A 23273-nucleotide genomic window follows, 5' to 3' on the forward strand; every position below is an offset into this window, starting at 1 on the left:
GGGTGGGGCCGGTTCAGGCCTTCGCGACCTCCACGGCCACGTCCGCACCCTCAGCCACGCGCACCTCGACCGCGAGCACCTCGCCCGCGATGAGCTCCCGGTGGGTCGCGACGGCGTCCAGCCGCTCCGCCGGGACGGTGAGCGAGAGCACGATGCGGTCGGACACGTTGAGGCCCGCGGACTTGCGCTCGTCCTGGATGGAGCGGATGAGGTCGCGCGCGAAGCCCTCGGCCTCGAGCTCGGAGGTGATCTCCGTATCGATCAGGACGAATCCGCCCTGCGCGAGCACCGCGGCGGCCACGTCCTCCGAGCCGATCACCGTCTCGAGCTCGTACTCGCCCTCGACCAGCGCGATGCCGCCGGACGTCACCACGCCGTCGTCCTCGCTCCAGTGCCCCGTCTTGGAGCCCTTGATCGCGGCCTGCACGTCCTTGCCGATGCGCGGTCCGGCCGCGCGGGCGTTGACGGTGAGGCGGCGCTCGACCGGGTTCGCCGCGGTGAACGCCGCGACTGTCACCAGGGACACGCCCTTGACGTTGAGCTCGGACGCGATGAGGCCGGCGTAGGCCTCGAGCGCCGCCGGGTCCTCGACCGCGACCTCGAGCGAGGTGAGCGGCTGGCGGACTCGGATCTGCTCCTTCTTGCGCAGCGCGTGGGCGGAGGACACGACCTCGCGGACCTGGTCCATGACCCCGCCGAGCGACGCATCGTCCCAGGCAGCGGGCGCGACCGGGTAGTCGGTGAGGTGCACGGACCGCTCCCCCGTGAGCCCGCGGTAGATCTCCTCGGTCGCGAGCGGGAGCAGCGGGGCTGCCAGCCTGGCCAGCGTCACCAGCACCGTGTACAGGGTGTCGAACGCATCCTGGTCCTCCTCCCAGAAGCGGTCGCGCTGAGTGCGCACGTACCAGTTGGTGAGCAGGTCCATGAACTGGCGCAGCGAGTCCGAGGCGCCCGGGACGTCGAACGCCTCCATCTGCGCCGTGACGTCGCGGACCAGCTCCGCGGTCTTGGCCAGCACGTACCGGTCCATCACCGGCAGCGACGCGACCCGCGCATCGTCCACCTCGACGCCGAGCACGCCGGCCCCGCCGGCGGCGGCACCCGCGTACAGCGTGAAGAAGTAGTACGTCGACCACAGCGGCAGCAGCACCTGGCGGACGCCCTCGCGGATGCCCTCCTCGGTGACCACGAGGTTGCCGCCGCGCAGGATCGGCGAGGACATGAGGAACCAGCGCATCGCGTCCGAGCCGTCGCGGTGGAACACCTCGTTGACGTCCGGGTAGTTGCGCAGCGACTTCGACATCTTGCGCCCGTCGGAGCCGAGGACGATGCCGTGGCTGACGCACGTCTTGAACGCCGGGCGGTCGAACAGCGCCGTCGCGAGCACGTGCATGACGTAGAACCAGCCGCGCGTCTGGCCGATGTACTCGACGATGAAGTCCGCGGGGTTGTGCCCGTCGAACCAGTCACGGTTGTCGAACGGGTAGTGCACCTGGGCGAACGGCATCGAGCCCGAGTCGAACCACACGTCGAACACGTCGCTGATGCGGCGCATCGTCGCCTTGCCCGACGGGTCGTCGGGGTTCGGCCGGGTCAGGTCGTCGATGAAGGGACGATGCAGGTTGGGCTCGCCCTTGTCGTCCAGCGGGAGGCGGCCGAAGTCGCGCTCGAGCTCCTCGAGCGAGCCGTACACGTCCGTCCTCGGGAAGGCAGGGTCGTCCGAGACCCACACCGGGATGGGCGTGCCGAAGTACCGGTTGCGGGAGATCGACCAGTCGCGCGCACCCTCGAGCCACTTGCCGAACTGCCCGTGCTTGATGTGCTCGGGCACCCACGTGATGTCCTCGTTGAGCTCGACCATGCGGTCGCGGAACTCGGTCACGCGGATGAACCACGAGCCCACCGCGCGGTAGATCAGCGGGTTGCGGCAGCGCCAGCAGTGCGGGTAGCTGTGGTCGTAGGTCTCGTGGCGGAGCACGATGCCCGCCTCCTTGAGCTCCGCGATCACCTTCGGGTTCGCGTCGAAGACCTGCAGGCCCTCGTACTGCGGGAACTCGGACGTGAAGCGGCCCTTGGAGTCGATGGGCATGACCGGCTCGATGCCGGCCTCCTGGCACACGAGCATGTCGTCCTCACCGAAGGCCGGGGCCAGGTGGACGATGCCGGTGCCGTCCTCGGTGGACACGTAGTCCGCGGCGAGGACCTGGTGGACGTTGTCGCGGTCCCCGTACGTGGCGAACGGGGCGACGTAGCGCAGCCCCGCGAGCTCGGAGCCGGACACCGTCGCAAGGGTCTCGACGCCCTCCCCCAGCTCGCGGGCGTACGCACCCACGCGCGCCGAGGCGAGGACCAGCCTCCGGCCCGCGAAGGCGCCCTCGACGGGGCGGACCACGGAGTACTCGATCTCCGGCCCGACCGCGACCGCAAGGTTGCTCGGCAGGGTCCAGGGCGTGGTGGTCCAGATGATGACGGCAGCGTCGGCGAGCTCGCCCGGGGCGTCGATCAGCGGCATCAGCACCGTGAGCGCAGGGTCCTGGCGCATCGCGTAGACGTCGTCGTCCATGCGCAGCTCGTGGTTGGACAGCGGGGTCTCGTCGCGCCAGCAGTACGGCAGCACGCGGTAGCCCTCGTACGCGAGGCCCTTGTCGTAGAGCTCCTTGAAGGCCCAGATGACGGACTCCATGAAGGTGACGTCGAGCGTCTTGTAGTCGTTCTCGAAGTCGACCCAGCGCGCCTGGCGGGTGACGTACTGCTCCCACTCCTTCGTGTACTTCAGCACCGACTGCTGGCACGCGTCGTTGAACGCCGCGATGCCCATCTCCTCGATCTGCGACTTGTCGGTGATGCCGAGGATGCGCTCCGCCTCGAGCTCCGCCGGAAGGCCGTGCGTGTCCCAGCCGAAGCGGCGCTCGACGCGCTTGCCGCGCATCGTCTCGAAGCGCGGCACCACGTCCTTGGCGTATCCCGTGAGGAGGTGCCCGTAGTGCGGGAGGCCGTTCGCGAACGGCGGGCCGTCATAGAAGACGAACTCGTTGTTGCCGTCCTCGGTGCGCGCGGGACGGTTGTCGATCGACGCCTGGAACGTCCTGTCCGCCTCCCAGTACGCGAGCACGTCCGTCTCGATGGACGGGAAGTGCGGCGACGGAGGCACCTCGGCGTGGGAGCCGGGCTCGGACGTGCGGTGAAGGGGGTAGCGCTGCGTCATGCGTTCCTCGTGGTGGTCCAGGCGATCTTCTGTGATGCGAGGACGCCGCGTCCCGAGGGACGATGCGCGGTACCACCCCGCTTGCGACCTCCCCTTGCGGGGCGGCCGCCGCTCGTTGTCGCTGTGACGGGCTGCCCGTGCGGTTCTACTGGGGCCAGGCCCGTTCTTCCGCAAGCTCGCCGGTGATGGCCGGGTCGACGCTGTGCGTCCTAGCGTACCGGAGGCCGCTCGGGACCCGGGCTTCCGACGCCGACCTGCGCCGCGCATCGTCCAGGCGCACACTGAAACCGAGCGGCGCCTCGCGCGTCGGACGCCGCGCGTCCCCCCAGGCGCGCGGGAGGGGTCATGTTCAAGGACAGCACGGCGTTCGGGAGCTTCTCCACGGACTCCGTCGCGAAGGCGCGCGACTTCTACGGAGGCACGCTCGGGCTCGAGGTCGAGTACCGCGACGACGAGGGCATGGGGCCCATGCTCCGCATCCACCACCCCGGTGGCGGATCGACGCTCGTCTACGAGAAGGAGGATCACCAGCCCGCGACCCACACGGTGCTGAACTTCGCGACGGACGACTTCGAGTCGACCGCGGCGGAGCTCCGGAGCAAGGGCGTCGCGTTCGAGCAGCTGCCGTGGACCGGCGAGGACGGCGTCGCGCGAGACGTCGACGGGATGATGCCGTCGATCGCGTGGTTCAAGGACCCGGGCGACAACTGGATCGCGGTGATGGAGGGGCCCGGTGTCGACTGACACGTGCGCGGGAGGCTCCCGGTAGCGTCGGGGCCATGACGGATCTCCTCTCGCTCGCGGACGAGTACTACGCCTACACGCTCGGCCTGAGCCCGCTCGGCCTCATGTGGGACGGACGGCTCGAGCACCTGGCCGAGTGGGATGACGTGACCGTCGAGGGCCGCGCGCGGGCGCGCGAGCGGCTGCTCGGATACGCCGAGGCCGCGGAGGCGATCGACCCGGGCGAGGACCTCCGGGCGCTCGCGCTGCGCGACGCGGTCGCCGCGCACGCGCGCTCGACCGCTCTGCAGCTCGCGTGGGAGCCCGAGCTCACGCACCTCAACCCGACCGTGGGCGCATGGGAGAACGTCCTGTCGTTCATCGACGCGTTCCCGCTGCGGACCGCCGCGCACGGCGAGGACTACCTCGCCAAGCTGCGCGGCCTGCCGCGCTTCCTCGACGCGCTGCTCGACGTGGCCGAGGCCGCCGCGGACGAGGGCCGCGTCGCGCTCGCGCGGCACCTGCGCGACACGGCACTCTCCGCCGAGCGCTACCTCGCCGCCGCGCGCACCGGCGACGACCGCCTGTGCGCGCAGGCGCCGCCCACCGAGGTGGACGAGCAGACGCGTGCCGCCTGGTCCGCCGCGCGCGACCGCGTGGTCGCCGAGGAGGTGCATCCGGGGGTGGCGCGCTTCGCGGACCGGCTCGTGCGGCTCGCCGAGCGCGGCCTCCCGGACGAGCGGCCCGGGCTCGTCCACCTGCCCGGCGGCGCGGACGTCTACCGCGACCGCATGTGGTCGCATCTGCAGCTCGACATGACGGCCGAGGAGGTCCATGAGCTGGGGCTGCGGCAGGTCGCGCTGCTCGAGGACGAGTACCGCGAGACCGCCGGTCCGCTGCTCGGCACGGACGACGTCGCCGAGATCTACGCGCGCCTGCGTGACGACGAGTCGCTGCGCTACACCCGCGCGGAGGACGTGGTGCGTGACGCCGAGGCCGCTCTCGCCCGCGCCGAGGCGGCCTCCCCCGCCTGGTTCGCGACGATGCCCCGGTCACGATGCACGGGGCACGCGACCGACTTCGGCGCGATGGCGTACTACTCGGCGCCCGTGCCGGCGACGGGCAAGGAGGGCGCCTTCTACTTCAAGACGTCCGATCCGCACGCGTGGGCCACCTACGAGCTCGAGGCCATCGCCTATCACGAGGCGATCCCCGGGCATCATCTCCAGCTCGCCCTCCACGCCGAGGACGAGTCGCTGCACCCGGTGCAGCGCGAGCTGTTCAGCACCGCCTACGCCGAGGGCTGGGGCCTGTACACGGAGCGACTCGCCGACGAGATGGGGCTCTACTCGTCCGACATGTCCCGCGTGGGCATGCTGTCGGCCGACTCGCTGCGCGCGTGCCGCCTCGTGGTCGACACCGGGATCCACGCGCTGGGCTGGAGCCGTGAGCAGGCGATCGAGTACTGCCTCGCGCACTCGCCGCTGGACCGCTACCACCTCGAGCAGGAGGTCGACCGCTACATCGGCCTGCCCGGGCAGGCGCTGTCCTACATGGTCGGCCGGCTGGAGATCCTCGCGCTCCGGGCGGAGGCGCAGCGGCGCCCGGGCTTCGACATCCGCGACTTCCACGCCGCGGTGCTCGGGTACGGCGCCGTGCCGCTGGCGACGCTGCGCAGGCTGGTGCTGGGCTGATCCGCGCCTCGTGCGTGCGTACCCCCGGGGGCAGCACACGATTCGCAAGTTGCCAACTTTTACAACGGGGTCAAGGGTGCCTAGTCTTGGTCCGTCATGTTGCCCCGCCACCGCATCGTCGCGCTCGCGTGCGCGCTCCCGCTCCTGCTGACGGCCTGCTCCTCGCACGCGGAGGGCGGCGCCACGCCCAGCGCGTCCCGCATCGTCTCCGGCACCGCGCCGACCGCGTCCGCGGCCGCCGACCAGGTGCCGGACGAGATCGGAGGCCCCGCGACGGCGTCGGTGCTGACGCAGGAGGTGGTCGCCACGGGGCTCACCACCCCCTGGGCCATGGTGACGATGGCGGACGGCTCGCTGCTGGTGAGCGAGCGCACCACCGCGGCGATCAAGCGCATCCGCGCGGGCGTCGCGACGTCGCTCAACGGGCCGGGCGCGGAGGCGCTGCGCGCCGCCGCGAACACCGAGGGAGCCGGCGGCCTGCTCGGGATCGCAGTGCTGCCGGGTGACACCACCTACCTGTACGCCTACGTCACGCGCGACGATGACAACGCGGTCCTCCGGATGGAGCTCCACGACGACCTCCTGAGCCAGCCGACCGTGATCCTCGACGGCATCCCGTCGGGCAAGGACGCGAACGGTGGACGGCTCGCGTTCGGCCCGGACGGATTCCTCTACATCGGCACGGGCGACGCGGGCAACCCCGATGCCGCGGCGAACCCCCAGTCGCTCGCAGGCAAGATCCTGCGCGTGGTCGCCCGGGGCGGCGCCAAGGACGGCTCGGCCGCGAAGGGCAACCCTTTCGGGAACCGAGTGTGGTCGCTGGGCCACCACGACGTCGAGGGGCTCACGTGGGTCGCCGACGGGCGGATGTACGCGAGCGAGCGAGGTGTCGAGACCGATGAGCTCAACCTCGTCGTCCCCGGCGGCGACTACGGATGGCCGGCCTCGTCGGGCCTGGCGGGGCTCCCCGCGGGCACCGCGCTCGGGGCGACGGTCGACGGCGTCACCGCGCCGATCGCGACGTGGGATCCGGCGGACGCCACGCCCGGCGGCATCGCGGCGACGCACGAGGGCGTGTACGTCTCGGCCATCGTGGGCGATCGCGTGTGGCGGGTGCCGCTCTCGGCCGAGGGCACCGGCGATCCGCACGTGCTGCTCGACGGTCTCGGCAGCGTGCGAAGCGTGCTCGCGGGCTCCGACGGGATGCTCTACGTCCTCACGGGCAACACCGACGGCGGCAAGGCCGCCAAGGGCGACGACCGCATCGTCCGCATCACCGCCGGCTGACGCCCCTAGATCGGGTCGGGCAGCAGCCCGGTGAAGTCGTGGGCGCCGTCGGCGCCGCGCGGCACGGGGCTCGCGGCGACGATCGCGGCGCGCGGGACCGGCCCGTAGAGGTGCGGGAAGGCGTCGTCGGTGCCGGGTGCCTCCTCGAACTGCACGCGGGCGGTGACCTTCGCCGGGTCGATCTCCAGGAGCACCACGTCGCTGTCGACGTAGAACTGCTGCGCGACCCAGGCGACCTGACGCGCGAGGCTGAGGTGGATGAAGCCCTCGTCCTCGAGGGTGCGGCCGACGGTCGAGGTCGTGTAGTCCGCGGTGGCGGCGGGGTCCCACTCGGCGGCGATGGCGAGATGGTAGAGATGCGGGATCTCGAGCATCCCCTCATCGTGGCACGCGCTACCTGCGGTGTCACGCGCTGTGGACGCCGCCTGCGGAGCCCGCTCCGCCGCGATGGTGCGGATTCGCGTCGCCTCGCCGGTCAGCTCGCGGTGAGAGGCCCGTCGACCAGGTAGACCCGAGGGTGCAGCACCTCGAGCGTGATGCCGGCGGAGTCGGTGGCGACCGAGGCGTCGAAGTCGAGCCACGTTCCCCCGGCGACGCGGTACTGACCCGTCCAGACGGTCTCGAGGGTGACGGTCGCGGCGTCGAGGGCACGTCCGTAGGCGTGGCTCACCGTCTCATGGGGGTAGGGCGCGCCGGGATCGGAGGTGGTCGTGGACTCGCCGTCGCCCCAGTCCCAGGTGTAGGTCGCGGGGGTCGCGCGGATGTCGACCTGGGCGCCGAGCAGCACCGCCGAGTGCGAGCGGACGTCCCCGTCCGCATACGCGATGGTCGGGACCGTGGCGAGTACCTGCCCGGTGCCGGGCTGCAGCGTCACGACGGGCGAGTCGAGGTGCAGCGTGGTCCATTCATGCTCGATGAGGGCCATGAGCTCGGACTCGCTGGGGCAGGAGTACCAGGTCTCGAGCGCCCAGTCGGTCCAGGCGCCGTCGACGAGCGTGCGCGACCACAGCGGAAGGATCGGGGTCATGCCCGCCGGGCAGGCGAAGGTCCCGCCGGCGTTGGGGCTGCAGGCCTCGTCCTCCGCCATGGGCGAGTCGGGGGTGCAGCCGGGCGCGCGAAGGTACTCGACGGGCGGGCCGTTCGAGGAGGGGGTGGCTCCCGACCCACCACCGCCGCCAGGCGAGTTGCAGTGAGCGTCGTTGCGAAAGTCGTCGCTCTCTTGGTTGGTTTTCGCGCCCCACGTGGCATCGGGTGATGGCGTCGGCGACGGCTGCGATGGACCTGCGACGGTTCCCATCAATGCGACGAAGAGGCTGACCGTGTGCACCTGCACCCAACTCATTGCACATCCTCGACCCGCACTCCGGCAATCACCCAGCGCTCTGCAATGAATGCAAGCCTCAACTCGAAGGTCGCTGCGCCACTTTCCTCAACAGTGCGCCCACCGCCCTCACCATCGCGAAGCCGCGCCTCGGCTACCTTGGCCGACGCCGAGTACGCGGCGAGAGTGTCTTCGAGCATCTCGGCTCTTACGCTCGCCGAGTCCACGTCGACTTCGCCTCCAACTGCCTCAAGCCCCTGGTCTGCGATAGCCGAAACATTCGTGAGCGCACCAGCGCAGTACTGACACCCCTCCCCCGACAACGCCTCCCAGACCCGCGTATCACCCGTGTGGAACATCGGTGCGTACTGCTCGAGGAAGAACCTCGCCGTCACCATCGCGCCCACCAGGTCAGGACGATCGGCGCCGTCGGGCATCAGCTCCCAGAGCTCCTCGTTGGTGAGCGGCGCGTCCGACGGCGACACGGACGGCGACGGGGTCGGGCTCGGCTCCGCGACCACCGTGCCGGCGACCGTCGGCGACTCGGTCACGATGGGCGTCACCTCACCCGTGCATCCAGCGAGCAGCACGGCCGCACCCGCGCCGACGCACGCGACGCGCGCCACACGCCCCTCGAGTCCGAATCGCATGAAACCGAAGGTATCGGTCAAATCGCCCTGGCAGAAGACCAGATTCGCGATCTGGGGACACCAACAACGTCGCGAGCGCAGAATCTGGGCTAATCGTGTCGTTTCGAGCCGCGAAGATCAGCGAACCTGGGCGAATCGTGTCGCGCGCCGCCACCCACACCCCCCAAGCGACACGAATCCCCACGGTTGACGAGTCGGAGGGCTCGAGAGCGACAGGATCCCGCACGGTTGCAGCGCCGCGATGCGGGGACCCGCGCACACAGCGCCGCGGCCCCGGACCCCTACCGCTCCGCGCGCTTGCCCAGCCCGGGCACGAACTTCCCGGTCCGCGCCGCGTAGGCCGCATAGCCCGCGTAGGCGGACACCAGGTACCGCTCCTCGACCCGGGTCTTGAGCTCGAAGAACGCGATGAGCACCAGCGCCGACACGAACGCCCACAGCCGCCCCGACCCGACCGCGAGGCCGAGCGCGATCGCGATGATCCCGGAGTACATCGGATGCCTCACATAGCCGTAGATCCCGCCCGCGGCGAGTCCCTCACCGTTGGGCATGGGCATCGGGGTGAGCGCGCGCCCCAGATCCTTGCCCGCCCAGAACATCCCGAGCAGCCCCAACAGGATCAGCGTCGAGCCGGCCCACAGGGAGCCCTCGATCCACGGCTCCGCCAGGAATGCGCTCAGGCCGACGGCGAGGAACACGAGCCCCTGCACCCCGACGAGCACCAGGCCCATGACCGAATCCTTCCGCGGCGACGACATCGCGTCAGGTTACCTGGCGCTCCCGGGCTCGGCGTGAGGCTCGTGCGCCTCCGCTGTCTCCGACACCTCCGGCTGGTGCTCCTCGATCCAGCCGTCCACGGTCTCCCACCACTCGAACAGCCACGCCTCGCGCGCCTCGCGGCCCGCGGGGACCGTGCCGGGATCGGCGGTCCAGCCCTTGAGGACGATGCGCTTGTCGACCGGCAGCTCGCGCCACACGTCCGCGACGGTCGAGAGCCGCTCGAGCCCCGTGTGGGCGACGACCACCACGGCCGCGTCGGGCCGCGCGTCCATCGCCGCCAGCACGCCCCCGGGGTGCGGCGGCATGACGTGGGGCATCCGCTCGGCGCGCGCCGCGAGCTCGTCGTGCCCAGCCGCGCGCAGCGCCTCGATCCGCCGGGCGCGGCGCCCCGGCGTCGCGTTGGCGCCCTCGGGGAAGATCAGCAGCGCGCCGGTCTCGCCCAGCTCCCCCGCGAGCGCCGCGATCGCCTCGGTGCCGCCGGGCGCCCCGACCGCACGATGCCGACGCGGCGTGAGGAACTGCGACGGGATCCGGTGCAGCAGGATGTCGATCGCCGGATCCCACTGCAGCGTGTCCTTGAGCACGATCGCGGGCGCCCGCCCGAAGCGGTTGAGCAGCGCGTCGACGATGATGAACGAATCCCCGGGCCCCGCATGCCGGCACACCACGATGAGCGGGCGACCGGGAGCGATGGCGTCGAGGTCCGCGTCCTCGAGGTCGATCTCGAGGCGCAGCGTCCACCTCACCTGGGAGAACAGGAACCGCAGCATCCCCCGGGCGAGGGCGAGGTGCCGTCGCTGCGAGCGCTCGGATCTGATCCCCGTGCCGAAGCCATGCCACACCCACAGCCCCGCGAGCGCGATGACGCACGCGGCATCCCACAGCAGGTAGAAGCCGGCGAGCCAGACGATGCGCGTGAGACGCATGCGCCCGGGCAGCGCGAGGCTCACGACGGCCGCGATCACCACGACGTACCAGACCGCGATGGGCAGCCACACGAACGCGAGCAGCACGAACGCGGGCGCGATGACCACGCGCCGCACCCAGCGCGGCGGCAGCCGCCACCAGCGCACGCGGCGGGGCGACCGCCGCTCCCCCGCCGCCGCGGACTCGGCGCCGCCGCTCACGAACGCCCCGCCAGCCCCGCGAGGTACTCCGCGGTGGCGACCCGCGCCGCCTCGATGCGGGCGTGCGTGCGGTCGAGCCGCCGGTACGCCCCCAGCCGCTCGTCTCCGGGCTGCTTGCCGCCGTACGGCAGCACATGCAGCTCGACATGCGCGGGCACGTCCGCGCGCTCGCGCTGGAAGCGATGCCTGCGCGCGATCTCGAACGACACGCGCGCCACATCCGACGGCTTGCGCGGCGGGTGCAGCGGCTCCTCGATCCGGCCCACCTGGAGCACGTAGACCGTGGTCGCGCCGCGCGCGACCGCCTCCCCGACGGGGATCGAGTTCACCATGCCGCCGTCGATGAAGTGCTCGTCGCCGATGCGCATCGGAGGCAGCGCCGCCGGCACCGACGCGCTCGCCAGCACCGCGTCGACCACCGGCCCCGCGTCGAACCAGTGCTCCGAGGCGCGCTCGATGCTCGCCGCGCACACGGCCAGCGGCACCGCGAGGTCCTCGAAGCGCGTCTCGGCGCCGATCATGTCCGCGATCAGCCCCCGCAATGCGTCCGGATCGTTGAGGTGCGTGCGCGACTTCGCGAGCCGGCGCAGCTGACGCGCGACGGACTCCCCGTAGACGGCGTTCGCGGTAGGCGACGCCCACGCACGCTCGAGCTGGTCAACCACGTGCAGCGTCGGGTCCTGCGCGACGGCCGCTCCGTTGATCGCGCCGATCGACGTCCCCACCACCAGCTCGGGCACGATGCCCGCCTCGAGCAGCGCACGCAGCATCCCCACCTCGGTGGCGCCGCGCACGCCACCTCCACCCAGCACGAATGCGACGGTCATGATGTCAGCCTAGGTTGCAGGCATGACACCGCGCCCGCCCATCCCCCGGCCCCGCCGCTCCGAACGCGGGTCATGATCACGCTCATCGTCGTCGGACTGATCTCCGGCATCATCACCGCCATCAGCCCATGCGTGCTGCCCGTGCTGCCAGCGATCCTCACCAGCGCAGCGCAGGACGGCGCGCACAGCCGCCGCCGGCCGCTGGTGGTGGTCGCGGGCCTGGTCCTCAGCTTCGCGTTCTTCACGCTGCTGGGCGGCATCCTGCTGTCGAGCCTGGGCTTGCCGGACGATCTGCTGCGGTGGGTGGGCATCGTGGTGCTCGCGATCGTGGGGCTGGGCCTCCTTATCCCCCAGGTGGGCGAGCTGCTCCAGCGCCCGTTCGAGCGCGTGCGCCCGCTCCGGATGGACCGCGAGGGCAACGGCTTCGTCATGGGCCTCGCGCTCGGCCTCGTGTTCGTGCCCTGCGCGGGCCCGATCCTCGCCTCCATCACGGTGCTCGCGGCCACCAACGGCGTGAGCTGGGGCCTCGTCGCCCTCACCCTCGCGTTCAGCGTCGGCATCGCGATCCCGCTGCTGGGATTCGGCCTGGCGGGCCAGGCGATGTTCTCGCGCATCAAGGCGGTCCGCGAGCGCCTCCAGCTCATCCGCAGCATCTCCGGCGCCGTGCTGATCGCGACGGCCCTGGTCATCGCCACCAACGTCGCCGAGCCCCTCCAGCGCGCGGTGCCCGGCTGGCTCGCGAGCGCGCAGAGCAGCATCGAGGACAACGACGCCGTCCGCGGCGAGCTCGACACCCTCGCGGGGCGTGAGGACGATGCGCAGGCCGGCTCCGCGTCCGACGACGAGCAGTTCACGTTCGACGAATGCGCCGACGAGCCCGCCACGCTCCACAACTGCGGCCCCGCGCGGGACCTGCCCGGCATCGACGCGTGGCTCAACACCGACGACGGCCAGGCGCTCGACCTCGAGTCGCTCGAGGGCCAGGTGGTCCTGCTCGACTTCTGGACCTACAGCTGCATCAACTGCCAGCGCACCTTCCCCTACCTCACCGCGTGGGACGAGCGCTATCGCGACGAGGGCCTCACCATCATCGGCGTGCACACGCCCGAGTTCGCCTTCGAGAAGGTGGTGGACAACGTCGCCGACGCGACCGACAGGTACGGCATCGACTACCCCGTCGCGATCGACAACGAGTACCGGACGTGGCGCGAGTGGGACCAGCGCTTCTGGCCCGCGCACTACCTGATCGATCAGGAGGGCATCGTCCGCCAGGTCCACTACGGCGAGGGCGCCTACGCCGAGACCGAGGAGCTCATCCAGGAGCTGCTCGACACCGCCCCGCAGCAGGTGGTCGACATGGACACCGGTGGGCACACCGCGGGACGCACGCAGGAGACGTACCTCGGGTACGCGCGCCTGCAGTACGCGGACAACCGCGGCCAGGTGGTCGAGGACAAGCCCGTGTACTTCGGCCACGACGCGTTCCCCGAGCCGGGTCACTTCGCCTACGTGGGCGAGTGGACGGTCACCGACGAGTACGCGCTGGCCGGCGAGGGCGCGATGCTCATGCTCAACTTCTACGCCGCCGACGCCCACCTGGTGATGGCGGGCCACGGCGAGGTGCGCGTGACGCTGCTCGGCGACGACTCCTACGAGCGCACCGTCGAGGTCGACGGCACCGCGGACCTCTACGACCTGTGGGAGGGCGACCCCGCGCAGGACGTGATGATCCTCGAGTTCACCGCCGGCGTCGAGGCCTACGCGTTCACCTTCGGGTGAGCCGTCACCCATCCACGCGCACGCCCGCGCCGAACAGTCGACATCGGGCCCCCACCCGGGGCGGCCCGTCTCAGGGAGGAACCATGTACCGAATGCGCACCCTGGCCGTCCCGGCCCTCATCCTGCTCGCCGGCTCCACGCTCGCCGCGTGCGGGGACACCGAGCCCGCCTCGACCTCGTCGGACGACACGATGATGGAGGAGACGATGGAGCCCGAGACCATGGAGTCCGAGGACACGATGATGGAGGACGACTCCACCATGGAATCCGACGACGAGATGATGGAGGAGGACGACTCGATGATGTCCGAGTCGCCCGACGCCATGATGTCGGAGGACGACGAGATGATGGAGGACGAGGGCTGATCGCCCGGTGAGGGACGATGCGGGGGGACGGCATGAGCGCGCAGCGGCGTGAGCGGGGGCTTCGGGCGGTGCCCGGCGGCTCCGACGCCGTCGGCGCGCCCGCGAGCCGGCCGGGCCAGGACGCCGCGCGTCTCGCGGACCTCCTCGTGCGATCCGGTCGCGGCGACGCGGCCGCGTTCGAGGAGCTCTACGACGCGCTCGCCGGAACGGTCCACGGGCTCGCCCACCGCATCGTCCGCGATCCCCACCTGGCGGAGGACGTCGCTCAGGAGGCGCTGGTCGAGGTGTGGCGCGTCGCCGCGCGCTACCGCCCCGATCAGGGCTCGGCGCGCGCATGGGTGATGACCATCGCCCACCGCCGTGCCGTGGACCGGGTGCGCTCCGAGCAGTCCCACGCCGATCGCCTGCTCACGCACGGCGCGCGGCACTCCGGCGAGGTCGAGCACCCCGAGCAGGTGGTGGACACGATGGACGCCCAGTGGCGGGCGGCGCGCGTGCGGCGCGGCCTCGCCGCCCTCACCCCGCTCCAGCGCGAGGCGCTCGAGCTCACCTACTACAAGGGCTACACGAACCGGCAGCTGGCCGAGTCTCTCGGCATCCCGCTCGGCACGGCGAAGGCGAGGATCCGGGATGCGATGATCCGTCTGCGGGACGGCTGGGAGGTGGCGCGATGAGCGAGAACGTGCACGCCCTCATCGGCGCGTACGCGGTGGACGCGGTGACGCCCGCCGAGCGCGACGAGTTCGAGTCGCACCTGGGCGCGTGCGAGGACTGCGCCGTCGAGCTCGCCGGCCTGCAGGAGGCCACGGCGGTCCTCGCCGAGGCCGAGGCGAGCGCGCCTCCGGCCACCCTCAAGGCACGCGTGATGGCCGACATCGCCCGCACCCCGCAGGCCGCCCCCCCCACCCGGGACGACCGCGACGCCGCAGGACCCATGCCCGCCGAGGGGGCATCGGCCGCGTCGGCGACCGCCGCATCGTCCCGTCGCCGACTGTGGCCGCGGCTCACGCTCGCGGCGGCGAGCGTCGCGGTGCTCGCGGTCGGAGGCCTGGTGGGATCGTCGCTGGTGCAGCAGCGCCAGGAGGAGCTCGCGCTCGAGAAGGACGTGATGATGGTGACGAGCGCGCCCGATGCGCACTCGATGGACCTGGGCCTCGGCGCGGCTCACCTGGTGATGAGCGACAAGATGTCCTCCGTGGTCGCGATGGGCGAGGACTGCCCCGAGCCCGAGGCGGGCATGGAGTACCAGCTGTGGGTGGTGATGGCGGACGGCTCCAAGCACGCCGGGCCGACGTTCGCGCCGGAGCCCGACGGCAGCTTCATGACCATGATGGAGATGGACATGGAGGGCGCCACGGCCTTCGTGGTGACCGAGGAGCCCATGGGCGGCTCGGAGCAGCCGACCACCGACATGGTCGCCGTCGTCGAGCTGTAGGGGTCAGTCGTCGCCGTCGGGGTGGTCGGCGCGCAATTGCAGGGAGATCTGCTCGGCGTCGAGGATCCGCAGCGCGTCGCCCAGGGCCTCGGAGCCGAACGTCCCCACGGACCGCGCCTCGAGCAGCCGGGTGCGCTGGGCCTCGATGATCGCGAGGCGCAGGTCGTAGAAGCGGATGCCGTGGTGGACGGTCTCCTGGTCCTCGGCGCGCGCGTGGGCCATCGCGCGCTGGACCGCCTCGACCACGGCGGGCTCGTACTCGCGCCCCTCCGGGTCCCGCAGCTGCGAGTCCGCGAGCACGGCGTCGGCGGTCCCCGCGAGCAGGTCGCGCAGCTCGGCGCGCTCGCGCTCGTCGTGCACCGACTCCCCGGCGACGCCCAGCCGGCGCGTGAGCCACGGCAGCGTCGCACCTTGTGACATCAGGGAGCCGACGGCGACCACGAACGCGATGAGCACCAGGGTCGAGCGCATCGGCGTGTCCGAGGGCAGCGACTGCGCCGCCGCGACCGTGATGGCCCCGCGCATGCCCGCCCACACCAGAACGCCGCCCTCGCGCCAGCCGAGCGGCCGGTTCTCGAGGTAGTCGGCGTACGCCGAGTGCTGCTCGACGCGCCGCGCCGCCGCCTCGCGATGCGCGGGATCGGGATGCGCCTCGGCGCGCTCGGCGAGCCCCTCGACACGCTCGTGACGCGCGCGCACGCGCCGCGCCCGCCGCGACGCCGCCATGACCACGGGCGCGATGTACGCGATGCGGATGAGCAGCGCGAGCACGAGCGCCGCCACGCCGAGCCCCACGGCCTTCCACACCGAGCCGTGCGTCTCCTCGACGTCGGTGACCAGGGTCACCACCTCGAGGCCGAGGAGCAGGAACACCACGCCCTCGAGCAGCAGCTCCGCGGTGCGCCAGTTGGCGCGCTCCGAGATGCGGTCGGCCGGCCGCAGGTACAGCGGGGCGCGGTAGCCGGTCACCAGGCCCGCGACCACGGCGGCGACCAGGCCCGAGGCCCCGAGGAGCTCCGCGGGCACGGCGGCGGCGAAGGGCGCGACGAAGCTGATCGCGGTGCTGTTCGCGGCGCCCGGGACCCAGCGCCGGAGGCGCACGTTGAGCTCGCCGGTCACGAGCCCCACCGCGACCGCGATCACCACCGCGGAGCCGAAGTCCCAGGCGGCCTCGCCCAGCGTCATGGTGGCGCCGACCGCGGCCACCGCGGTGCGCATCGTCACCAGCGCCGTCGCGTCGTTGAACATCGACTCGGCCTCGAGCACCGTGACGATGCGCGGGCTCACCCCCATCTTGCGGATGATCTGCACCGCGACCGCGTCGGTGGGGCTCACCACCGCGCCCAGCGCGATGCCGAGCGCGAGCCCGATGCCAGGGATGAGCGCCATGAAGAACAGCCCCATGAGCACGGCGCTGAGCAGCACGAGCACCACCGACAGGCTCGAGATCGCGCGGAAGTCCCGGCGGAACTCGGTCGAGGGCAGGTTGACCGCCGCGGAGTACAGCAGCGGCGGGATGATGCCCAGCAGGATGAACTCGGACTCGACCTCGATCTCCGGCATGCCGGGGATGAGGCTCACCACCACGCCGAGCGACACGAGCAGCAGGGGCGCCGCGACACCCACGCGCGGCGCGATCGAGTGGATCGCGACGATCGCGATGACCGCGACCACCGCGATGAGCAGCACCTCGTCCAACAGCACGGGCGACCTCCCTGGAACGGGCCAGCATCGGATGCCCTCAGCCAACCACCCCGGGGCCGTGCCGCGCGAGCGACGCGGCCAGCGGTCGCGCCGACAGGCTCGCAGCGAGAGGATGAGTCATGGCCGAGATTCTTCTGTTCCACCATGCGAAGGGGCTCACCGAGGGGCTCCAGTCCTTCGCCGACCGCCTCCGCGCGAACGGCCACACCGTCCACTGCCCGGACTGCTACGCGGGCGCCACGTTCGACAACATCGACGAGGGCGTCGCGTACGCCCAGCGCATCGGGCACGATGCGCTGCAGGAGGCCGCGCACAGCGCCGCGCGCCGCCACCGCGAGGCCGACGTGGTGATCGGCTACTCCCTCGGCGCGATGCAGGCCCAGCTCCTCGCGCAGGACCGCCGCCGCTTCCGCGCGTGCCTGCTGGTCGGCGGGGCTCTCCCGCCTGCCGCGCTCGGGGGCGTGTGGCGCCACGAGGTCGCGCTGCAGATTCACGTCGCCGACCCGGACGAGTGGGTCGAGCCGGACGAGATCGACGCCCTGCTCTATCACGCACCCCACGCGCGCATCTTCCGCTACGCGGGCAAGAGCCACCTGTTCATGGACTCGTCGCTGCCCGACTACGACGCCGACGCGGCGGACCGCTTCGAGGAGCGCGCCACGGCCTGGCTCGCGGAGCTCGACGAGCACCAGCGCTCGCGCCAGATGGCGTGAGACCGGCGGGCGCCGCGCGGCAGGTCAGGCCGTCCGCAGCCGCCGCTTGATGCGCTCGAGCGCGTCCTCGATGACCGCCTCGTGCTCGGCGCGCGTGCGCATGCGGCGCGGCGGCTCGTCCCAGGACGCGGCGTCCGCATCGTCCCGACGCGGCGGCCACGGCAGCCATCGCTCGCCGTGACGCTCGCGCTGGCTCTGCTTGAGGGCCTCGATGCGCTCCTTGCCGGCGGCGTGGCGCGGCTGGCGGTTGTAGCTCGCGCCGTCCGCTCCCCCGATGGTGATCTCGATGCCGTCGGTCCAGGAGTACCGCTCCTGGTAGTAACCGTCGACCACGGAGAAGACCAGCCGCTCGAGCTCCTCGGCGCTGGCCTCGAGCGACTCGTCGCACGCGTCGCAGCCGCAGTCGGGGGCGCGCTCGAGGCCCGCGGCGCCCATGGCGACCACGACGCTGGGGAAGCTGGTCTCGGCGATCACGAGCGGCGCCGACGCATCGTGCCGCGGCAGCAGGGTGGTCGCGCGGACGATGCGGAGGTCGCCGTGCTCGAACCGGCGCAGGGCCTCGGGGGCGTCGCCGGGCAGGCCCTCGGTGCGCCGCACGTCGACGTCGTAGGTCGCCTCGAGATGGGCGATGAGCGCCTCGGCCACGTCGATGAGCGGGGCGAAACGCTCGGGGTGGCGGGTCCGCGAGTAGGTACGCTCGGGCGGCCCGTCGTCCCCCCAGCGGGAGCCGTACGGGATCGGGTGGCCGTCCACGTCCGTGAAGACGAGCTGCGGCAGCGCGGGCCTGTCGTACACGTGCGCCACCTTACAAGGGCTCAGGCGCCGCGGGGCGCGAGCGGCTCGGTGACGTCGGCGATTCGCGCGTCGAGCACCTCGACCAGCTGCTGCGTGTCGACGGTCGCCGCGACGCCGTGCGCGCCGGCGCCGATCGACACGGGCCCCTCGCGGGAGACGATGAGGGCGTCCGCGATGACGGGCCACGGCCGGCCGGTCGCGGGATCGGGGTGCGCGCCGAACGGGGTGATGGTGCCGCGCTCGTAGCCGGTGACGTCGCGCGCACCGTCCTTGTCGGGCATGGAGATGCGGTTGACCCCCAGCAGCGCGCGTAGCTTGGGCCAGCTGATCTCGCGGTCGCCGGGCACGAGCACGAAGAGGTACTCCCCCTCGGCGCGCCGCACCACGAGGGTCTTGAGGATCTGGCGCGGGTCGAGCCCGCGCGCGGCGGCGGCCTCCTCGAGCGAGCGCACCGGTCCGTGCACGGTGATCTCGACGTCGATGCCGGTGTCCGCGAGCGCCCGGGTCGCGGGCGTGTCGGGGGCGTCCATCACTCGCCCAGGTAGCGGGTGCCGGTGGCGTCCGGGCCGTGAGGCGAGACGAAGGCGAGCCGCGCGATGCCGCGGACCGCGGCGACGAACCACTCCGCGATCATCTCGTCCGCCTCGCCCTCGACGCCCGAGAACGCCACGACCATGCCGTGGCGGACCACGCCGCCCGGGTACACGATGTCGCCCGCGGTGTAGAGGTGCGGGACGTCCATCCGCACGCGCGACGTGTCGTACCCGGTCCGTTCGGCGACCTTGGCCTTCGCGACGGCGTACCCGTAGGTCTTGTCCTCGGTCTCGCCGATGCTGCCCGACCACAGCAGCGTGCCCGGCCGCGCGGGATCCATCACCACGAGGTCGCCGGCCGCGCCGCGGATGACGCCCTGCTCGGCGGCGCGCTCGATCGCGGGCCTCACCAGGTCCCAGGCCTGGGCGCACAGCTCGGGTGTCAGTCCGGTGAACATGGGGATCCTTCCTCGCGGTGACCCCACGCTAGCTCAGCGGCTCATCGTGGCCTGGAACTCGAGCGCCTCGGGAGCGTTGTAGGTGAGCGCGACGGGCGGTTCGGGCGCGGGCGCGAAGTAGCCCTCGCCGAACTCGGAGGAGCCGAGCACCCCCGCCGTGCCCATCGCGAACGCCGGCGTGACGCTGCCGACGTACCAGTCGGCGAAGCCGCGCACCGCGTTGCCGAACGCCCCCGCCGTCAGCACCCACCACAGCGCGTACACGATCGCGACGCCCACGACCGCCTGGACCAGCATGTCGACCCACGCGACCCCGTTCCCCGTGGCCACCGCCGTGCGGGTGCGCACGGGCCACCGGAGCGCGCTCCAGGCGCGCGCCTCGGGCAGGAAGCCGCGGACCCGGCGGGTGCCCCACCCGGTGACGGAAATGTGTGGAACTGTCACGATTTACCCCTCTCCCAGTTCACTGGCTGGGCGCCCTTCCCGCAACCGGAGCGCGGTTACGGTTATTCCAATCTCAGGTAAAGACGTAGCCAACTTCGGAAACGTTGGGTCGTCCCGCCCGCCCCCGCGGGATCCTCCCCTTCCCCACGCTCGCGCGGCACGGCATGATCGGAGTGACGCGACGCGGAGGGGGCCGATGACCGTGGACAAGGACGTGCGGGAGCAGCCGCCGGTGATCCCGTTGAGCGAGGCCCCCGGGGAGCGCGCCGCGTGGGGCAGGTCGCCCCTGGTGGTCGCCGCGTGGATGGCCGTGGAGTGGCTAGTGGTCACCAACGCGCTGCAGCCCTCGTCCCGCCTCCGGGTCGCCGCGCTGCGGGCGTTCGGCGCGCGCATCGGCGAGGGCGTGATCATCCGCCAGCGCACGCGCGTCAAGCTGCCGTGGAAGCTCGAGGTGGGCGATCACTGCTGGATCGGCGAGGGCGTGTGGATCCACAACCAGGACCAGGTGACGCTCGGGCACGATGCGGTGCTGTCGCAGGAGACGATGGTCACCACGGGCAGCCACGCCCACCGGCGCGACATGGCGCTCCTCACCCGTCCCGTGGTGATCGAGCCGGGCGCGTGGGTGACGTCGCGCTGCATCGTCACCGGGGGCGTGACGCTGGGCCGCTCGTGCCTGGTCTCCCCCGCGACCGTCGTGATGAAGGACGTGCCCGCGGGGCGCATCGTCGCCGGCAACCCGGCGCAGGACGTCGGGGAGCGATTCCCCGAGGCGTGACCCGCTACTCGGGCGTGTCCTGGTCCACCCAGTCGAGCGAGCGCGCGACGGCCTTCCCCCAGTTGCGGTACAGCCGCTCCGCCTCGATGCGCGGCATGAGCGGTCCCCAGCGACCGTCCTCGTGCCAGTGGTCGCGCAGCTCCTCGAGGTCCCGCCAGAAGCCGACCGCGAGGCCCGCCGCGTAGGCCGCGCCCAGCGCGGTCGCCTCGGTCACGCGCGGGCGCACCACGTCGCAGCCCAGGACGTCGGCGAGCATCTGCAGCAGCAGCGCGTCCACCGCCATCCCGCCGTCGACGTTGAGCGCACGCAGCGCGACCCCGGCGTCGGCCTCGCCGGCCTCGACCACGTCGCGGGTCTGGAAGGCCGTCGCCTCGAGCACGGCCCGCGCGAGGTGCGCCTTGGTGACGTACTGCGTGAGCCCCACGATCGTGCCGCGCGCGTCGGGCCGCCACAGCGGCGCGAACAGCCCCGAGAACGCGGGGACGATGTAGACGCCGCCGTTGTCGGGGACGGACGCGGCGAGCGCCTCGATGTCGCCCGACGCGTCGAGGATCCCGAGGTTGTCGCGCATCCACTGGACCAGGGCGCCCGTGACCGCGATCGAGCCCTCGAGCGCGTAGGTGGGCGGCCCGTCGCCGAGCTTGAACGCCACCGTGGTGAGCAGCCCGTGCTCGCTGTGGACCACCTCCGCGCCGGTGTTGACCAGCAGGAAGGCGCCCGAGCCGAAGGTCCCCTTGGTCTCGCCCTCGTAGAAGGCCGCCTGGCCGAACATCGCCGCCTGCTGGTCGCCCAGGATCCCGGCGATGGGCACGTCCCGCAGCAGCGAGTTCATGGGCGCGGTCCCGTAGACCTCGGAGCTGGTGCGGATCTCGGGCAGGAGCGCGCGCGGGATGCGGAAGGCCGCGAGCACCTCGTCGCTCCACTCGAGGGTGCGGATGTCCATGAGCAGCGTCCGCGAGGCGTTGGTGACGTCGGTGACGTGGAGGCCGCCCTCGACCCCGCCCGTGAGGTTCCACACGAGCCACGTGTCCGGCGTGCCGAACGCGAGGTCGCCGGCCTCCGCGGCGGCACGGGCGCTCGGGACGTGGTCGAGGATCCATGCGATCTTGCTCGCGCTGAAGTACGTCGCGAGCGGCAGCCCCGTGATGTCGCGGAAGCGGTCGACCCCGCCCTCGTCGGCGAGCGCGTCGATCTCCGGCTGGGTACGGGTGTCCTGCCACACGATCGCGGGGTGGACGGGCTGGCCCGTCCGCCGATCCCACACGATGGTCGTCTCACGCTGGTTCGCGATGCCCACGGCCGCGAGGTCGAGGCGCGTGATGTTCGCCGAGGCGAAGGCCTCCGCGACCACGAGCCGGGTGTGCGCCCAGATCTCCAACGGATCGTGCTCGACCCAGCCGGCGCGCGGCAGCAGCTGCCGATGCTCGCGCTGCGCACTCGCGACCAGCCCCGCGTCATGATCGAAGACGATCGCGCGGGTCGAGGTGGTGCCCTGGTCGATGGCGAGGACGTAGCGCGTCATGACCTCACGCTAGCCACTCGCGCACGGGCGCGCCGGGCGCGGCCGCGAATCGCCGCCGGGCGCTACCAGGAACGTCGCGTCGGACGGTACGCGCGGTACACGCCGTAGCCCCACAGGGGAACGATGACGGCGAGGCCCAGCAGGAACTGGATCACGGAGGCGCTCCAGCCCGAGCCGTCGCGGAACATCCACACGACGTACGCGACCACGGCCAGCGCCACCACGGCCGCGAGGGTCGCGTCGATCGCGGACCTCGTGGTCTCCTTCATGCCCTTCACAACATCCCCCTGGATCATCACGGCGCTCGTCCGAGCCGCCTCCGTCAGCCTGTCGCGGGACCCGAGGAACGCCAAGCCCCCTCTTCTGGGGGTGCGCGCGCACGAACCCCCACAAATGGGGTCTGGCACGCGCGCCGCCTCCGCGCGACGATGCGGTCATGACCCAGCCGACCCGTGACGACGTGCCGTCCTACGCCATCCTGGTGTGGGCGTGGGGTGCGCTCGTGGCCGTCGGCGCGGCCGCGCTCGCGACGCTCCTGCCGTAGCCCGCGCCTCGTCCCCTTGCCGCGGTCGCGGCGCGGGGAGACCATGAAGAAGAGTCCCCGCACCCGCTCTGAAGGAGCACACCATGCCTGCCATCAAGGAGGCCGCGGAGGCCTTCCTCGCTCATAAGCGCATCGCCGTGACCGGAGTGTCGCGGACCCCCGGATCTCATGGATCCAACGCCGTCTATCAGCGGCTTCGCGATCGCGGCTACGAGGCGATCGCCATCAACCCGCACGCCGAGTCCGTCGAGGGCGACCCGTGCTACCCCTCGCTCTCCGCCGTGCCGGGCGGCGTCGAGGCCGTCGTCATCGGGACGCGGCCCGATCGGGCGCTCGCCACCATGAAGGAGGCGGCCGCGCTCGGCATCGGGGACGTGTGGATGCACCGCGGGCCCGGCGGCGGCAGCGTGGACGATGCGGCGGCGGCCTGGGGACGCGAGCACGGCATCCGCGTGATCGACGGCGGCTGCCCGTGCATGTTCGGGCCCACGGCCGACGGCGGCCACAAGGTCATGTGCGCGATGCTCAAGCTGTCGGGGAACGTGCCGCGCGCGGTGTGACCCCGGTCGCGTGGGCGGTGTCGGTGCCG

General features: G+C 72.1%; 24 protein-coding genes. 10 read left to right on the forward strand and 14 right to left on the reverse strand.

Annotated features, from left to right (window positions below; translation table 11 throughout):
- Window positions 1-13: 13 nt before the first annotated feature.
- Window positions 14-3205, reverse strand: coding sequence for an isoleucine--tRNA ligase (gene ileS, locus AOM09_RS04610; RefSeq protein WP_062385001.1), 3192 nt, complete (start codon window positions 3203-3205; stop codon window positions 14-16).
- Between the two features lie 345 nt (window positions 3206-3550).
- On the opposite strand from ileS, the gene AOM09_RS04615 reads away from it, so the two are divergent.
- The 3 genes from AOM09_RS04615 to AOM09_RS04625 all read left to right on the forward strand — a co-directional run bounded on the left by AOM09_RS04615 (window position 3551) and on the right by AOM09_RS04625 (window position 6909).
- On the forward strand, window positions 3551-3949 hold the full coding sequence (locus AOM09_RS04615; RefSeq protein WP_062385003.1) for a VOC family protein: 399 nt from the start codon (window positions 3551-3553) through the stop codon (window positions 3947-3949).
- Between the two features lie 35 nt (window positions 3950-3984).
- Window positions 3985-5622 carry a DUF885 domain-containing protein gene (locus tag AOM09_RS04620; RefSeq protein WP_062385004.1) on the forward strand — a complete coding sequence of 546 codons (1638 nt, stop codon included), beginning with the start codon at window positions 3985-3987 and terminating at the stop codon, window positions 5620-5622.
- 96 nt (window positions 5623-5718) lie between these two features.
- The gene (locus AOM09_RS04625; RefSeq protein WP_062385005.1) at window positions 5719-6909 is read left to right on the forward strand and encodes a PQQ-dependent sugar dehydrogenase; all 1191 of its coding nucleotides are present in this window, start codon (window positions 5719-5721) and stop codon (window positions 6907-6909) included.
- A 5-nt stretch (window positions 6910-6914) separates the two neighbouring features.
- On the opposite strand, the gene AOM09_RS04630 is transcribed toward AOM09_RS04625, so the two are convergent.
- From AOM09_RS04630 to AOM09_RS04655, 6 genes are all read right to left on the reverse strand, one after another.
- Window positions 6915-7283, reverse strand: coding sequence for a DUF952 domain-containing protein (locus AOM09_RS04630; RefSeq protein WP_062385006.1), 369 nt, complete (start codon window positions 7281-7283; stop codon window positions 6915-6917).
- Between the two features lie 101 nt (window positions 7284-7384).
- Window positions 7385-7996: a zinc transporter gene (locus tag AOM09_RS04635; RefSeq protein ID WP_156162233.1), complete on the reverse strand. Its 612-nt coding sequence runs from the start codon at window positions 7994-7996 to the stop codon at window positions 7385-7387.
- 251 nt (window positions 7997-8247) lie between these two features.
- Entirely contained in the window at window positions 8248-8880 is a 633-nt protein-coding gene (locus AOM09_RS04640; RefSeq protein ID WP_156162234.1) for a DUF6318 family protein, read from the reverse strand.
- A gap of 281 nt (window positions 8881-9161) precedes the next feature.
- Complete coding sequence (locus tag AOM09_RS04645; RefSeq protein ID WP_062385010.1) at window positions 9162-9611, reverse strand: methyltransferase family protein; 450 nt, start codon at window positions 9609-9611, stop codon at window positions 9162-9164.
- Between the two features lie 36 nt (window positions 9612-9647).
- The gene (locus tag AOM09_RS04650) at window positions 9648-10787 is read right to left on the reverse strand and encodes a 1-acyl-sn-glycerol-3-phosphate acyltransferase (protein WP_228375060.1); all 1140 of its coding nucleotides are present in this window, start codon (window positions 10785-10787) and stop codon (window positions 9648-9650) included.
- The gene (locus AOM09_RS04655) at window positions 10784-11614 is read right to left on the reverse strand and encodes a patatin-like phospholipase family protein (RefSeq protein ID WP_062385014.1); all 831 of its coding nucleotides are present in this window, start codon (window positions 11612-11614) and stop codon (window positions 10784-10786) included. The genes AOM09_RS04650 and AOM09_RS04655 overlap by 4 nt, the downstream gene beginning before the upstream one ends.
- A gap of 72 nt (window positions 11615-11686) precedes the next feature.
- Here AOM09_RS04655 and AOM09_RS04660 point away from each other — a divergent pair, with 72 nt between their 5' ends.
- The 4 genes from AOM09_RS04660 (at window position 11687) to AOM09_RS04675 (ending at window position 15193) form a co-directional block, all read left to right on the forward strand.
- Window positions 11687-13393: a cytochrome c biogenesis protein DipZ gene (locus tag AOM09_RS04660; protein WP_062385018.1), complete on the forward strand. Its 1707-nt coding sequence runs from the start codon at window positions 11687-11689 to the stop codon at window positions 13391-13393.
- A 92-nt stretch (window positions 13394-13485) separates the two neighbouring features.
- Complete coding sequence (locus tag AOM09_RS04665; RefSeq protein WP_156162235.1) at window positions 13486-13758, forward strand: hypothetical protein; 273 nt, start codon at window positions 13486-13488, stop codon at window positions 13756-13758.
- A gap of 32 nt (window positions 13759-13790) precedes the next feature.
- Window positions 13791-14432: a sigma-70 family RNA polymerase sigma factor gene (locus tag AOM09_RS04670; RefSeq protein ID WP_062385274.1), complete on the forward strand. Its 642-nt coding sequence runs from the start codon at window positions 13791-13793 to the stop codon at window positions 14430-14432.
- Window positions 14429-15193 (forward strand): anti-sigma factor, encoded by a 765-nt coding sequence (locus AOM09_RS04675; RefSeq protein WP_062385021.1) that lies wholly within the window; start codon window positions 14429-14431, stop codon window positions 15191-15193. The genes AOM09_RS04670 and AOM09_RS04675 overlap by 4 nt, the downstream gene beginning before the upstream one ends.
- 3 nt (window positions 15194-15196) lie before the next feature.
- Here the strand turns inward: AOM09_RS04675 and AOM09_RS04680 are convergent, their stop codons facing one another.
- The gene (locus AOM09_RS04680) at window positions 15197-16897 is read right to left on the reverse strand and encodes a cation:proton antiporter (protein ID WP_228375061.1); all 1701 of its coding nucleotides are present in this window, start codon (window positions 16895-16897) and stop codon (window positions 15197-15199) included.
- Window positions 16898-17016: 119 nt separating this feature from the next.
- Here AOM09_RS04680 and AOM09_RS04685 point away from each other — a divergent pair, with 119 nt between their 5' ends.
- The gene (locus tag AOM09_RS04685) at window positions 17017-17610 is read left to right on the forward strand and encodes a dienelactone hydrolase family protein (protein WP_062385023.1); all 594 of its coding nucleotides are present in this window, start codon (window positions 17017-17019) and stop codon (window positions 17608-17610) included.
- A gap of 24 nt (window positions 17611-17634) precedes the next feature.
- Here the strand turns inward: AOM09_RS04685 and AOM09_RS04690 are convergent, their stop codons facing one another.
- From AOM09_RS04690 to AOM09_RS04705, 4 genes are read right to left on the reverse strand one after another with little or no spacing between them, the layout of a single operon-like run.
- Window positions 17635-18405 carry a DUF6226 family protein gene (locus tag AOM09_RS04690; protein ID WP_062385025.1) on the reverse strand — a complete coding sequence of 257 codons (771 nt, stop codon included), beginning with the start codon at window positions 18403-18405 and terminating at the stop codon, window positions 17635-17637.
- Window positions 18406-18425: 20 nt separating this feature from the next.
- The gene (locus AOM09_RS04695) at window positions 18426-18935 is read right to left on the reverse strand and encodes an aminoacyl-tRNA deacylase (protein WP_062385027.1); all 510 of its coding nucleotides are present in this window, start codon (window positions 18933-18935) and stop codon (window positions 18426-18428) included.
- Entirely contained in the window at window positions 18935-19396 is a 462-nt protein-coding gene (locus tag AOM09_RS04700; RefSeq protein WP_062385028.1) for a heme-degrading domain-containing protein, read from the reverse strand. The genes AOM09_RS04695 and AOM09_RS04700 overlap by 1 nt, the downstream gene beginning before the upstream one ends.
- 33 nt (window positions 19397-19429) lie before the next feature.
- The gene (locus AOM09_RS04705) at window positions 19430-19840 is read right to left on the reverse strand and encodes a hypothetical protein (protein WP_156162236.1); all 411 of its coding nucleotides are present in this window, start codon (window positions 19838-19840) and stop codon (window positions 19430-19432) included.
- A 196-nt stretch (window positions 19841-20036) separates the two neighbouring features.
- Between AOM09_RS04705 and AOM09_RS04710 the strand changes: the two genes are divergently transcribed.
- On the forward strand, window positions 20037-20618 hold the full coding sequence (locus AOM09_RS04710; protein ID WP_062385033.1) for an LbetaH domain-containing protein: 582 nt from the start codon (window positions 20037-20039) through the stop codon (window positions 20616-20618).
- Between the two features lie 4 nt (window positions 20619-20622).
- On the opposite strand, the gene glpK is transcribed toward AOM09_RS04710, so the two are convergent.
- Together glpK and AOM09_RS04720 are read right to left on the reverse strand one after the other, a co-directional pair.
- Complete coding sequence (gene glpK, locus AOM09_RS04715; RefSeq protein ID WP_062385035.1) at window positions 20623-22140, reverse strand: glycerol kinase GlpK; 1518 nt, start codon at window positions 22138-22140, stop codon at window positions 20623-20625.
- Window positions 22141-22202: 62 nt separating this feature from the next.
- The gene (locus tag AOM09_RS04720) at window positions 22203-22436 is read right to left on the reverse strand and encodes a hypothetical protein (protein WP_062385037.1); all 234 of its coding nucleotides are present in this window, start codon (window positions 22434-22436) and stop codon (window positions 22203-22205) included.
- Window positions 22437-22767: 331 nt separating this feature from the next.
- On the opposite strand from AOM09_RS04720, the gene AOM09_RS04725 reads away from it, so the two are divergent.
- Complete coding sequence (locus AOM09_RS04725; RefSeq protein ID WP_062385039.1) at window positions 22768-23244, forward strand: CoA-binding protein; 477 nt, start codon at window positions 22768-22770, stop codon at window positions 23242-23244.
- Window positions 23245-23273 lie beyond the last annotated feature (29 nt).

The organism is Demequina iriomotensis, from assembly GCF_000971395.1.
Classification (GTDB): domain Bacteria; phylum Actinomycetota; class Actinomycetes; order Actinomycetales; family Demequinaceae; genus Demequina; species Demequina iriomotensis.

Bases quoted from the DNA above. Each gene is read 5' to 3' on its own strand.
- AOM09_RS04655 (WP_062385014.1), bottom strand. From the start codon at position 11,614: ATGACCGTCGCATTCGTGCTGGGTGGAGGTGGCGTGCGCGGCGCCACC.
- AOM09_RS04725 (WP_062385039.1), top strand. From the start codon at position 22,768: ATGCCTGCCATCAAGGAGGCCGCGGAGGCCTTCCTCGCTCATAAGCGC.
- glpK (WP_062385035.1), bottom strand. From the start codon at position 22,140: ATGACGCGCTACGTCCTCGCCATCGACCAGGGCACCACCTCGACCCGC.
- AOM09_RS04720 (WP_062385037.1), bottom strand. From the start codon at position 22,436: ATGATCCAGGGGGATGTTGTGAAGGGCATGAAGGAGACCACGAGGTCC.
- AOM09_RS04640 (WP_156162234.1), bottom strand. From the start codon at position 8,880: ATGCGATTCGGACTCGAGGGGCGTGTGGCGCGCGTCGCGTGCGTCGGC.
- AOM09_RS04615 (WP_062385003.1), top strand. From the start codon at position 3,551: ATGTTCAAGGACAGCACGGCGTTCGGGAGCTTCTCCACGGACTCCGTC.
- AOM09_RS04660 (WP_062385018.1), top strand. From the start codon at position 11,687: ATGATCACGCTCATCGTCGTCGGACTGATCTCCGGCATCATCACCGCC.
- AOM09_RS04695 (WP_062385027.1), bottom strand. From the start codon at position 18,935: ATGGACGCCCCCGACACGCCCGCGACCCGGGCGCTCGCGGACACCGGC.
- AOM09_RS04670 (WP_062385274.1), top strand. From the start codon at position 13,791: ATGAGCGCGCAGCGGCGTGAGCGGGGGCTTCGGGCGGTGCCCGGCGGC.
- AOM09_RS04700 (WP_062385028.1), bottom strand. From the start codon at position 19,396: ATGTTCACCGGACTGACACCCGAGCTGTGCGCCCAGGCCTGGGACCTG.
- AOM09_RS04625 (WP_062385005.1), top strand. From the start codon at position 5,719: ATGTTGCCCCGCCACCGCATCGTCGCGCTCGCGTGCGCGCTCCCGCTC.
- AOM09_RS04630 (WP_062385006.1), bottom strand. From the start codon at position 7,283: ATGCTCGAGATCCCGCATCTCTACCATCTCGCCATCGCCGCCGAGTGG.
- AOM09_RS04665 (WP_156162235.1), top strand. From the start codon at position 13,486: ATGCGCACCCTGGCCGTCCCGGCCCTCATCCTGCTCGCCGGCTCCACG.
- AOM09_RS04710 (WP_062385033.1), top strand. From the start codon at position 20,037: ATGACCGTGGACAAGGACGTGCGGGAGCAGCCGCCGGTGATCCCGTTG.
- AOM09_RS04645 (WP_062385010.1), bottom strand. From the start codon at position 9,611: ATGGGCCTGGTGCTCGTCGGGGTGCAGGGGCTCGTGTTCCTCGCCGTC.
- AOM09_RS04685 (WP_062385023.1), top strand. From the start codon at position 17,017: ATGGCCGAGATTCTTCTGTTCCACCATGCGAAGGGGCTCACCGAGGGG.
- AOM09_RS04675 (WP_062385021.1), top strand. From the start codon at position 14,429: ATGAGCGAGAACGTGCACGCCCTCATCGGCGCGTACGCGGTGGACGCG.
- AOM09_RS04635 (WP_156162233.1), bottom strand. From the start codon at position 7,996: ATGGCGGAGGACGAGGCCTGCAGCCCCAACGCCGGCGGGACCTTCGCC.
- AOM09_RS04620 (WP_062385004.1), top strand. From the start codon at position 3,985: ATGACGGATCTCCTCTCGCTCGCGGACGAGTACTACGCCTACACGCTC.
- ileS (WP_062385001.1), bottom strand. From the start codon at position 3,205: ATGACGCAGCGCTACCCCCTTCACCGCACGTCCGAGCCCGGCTCCCAC.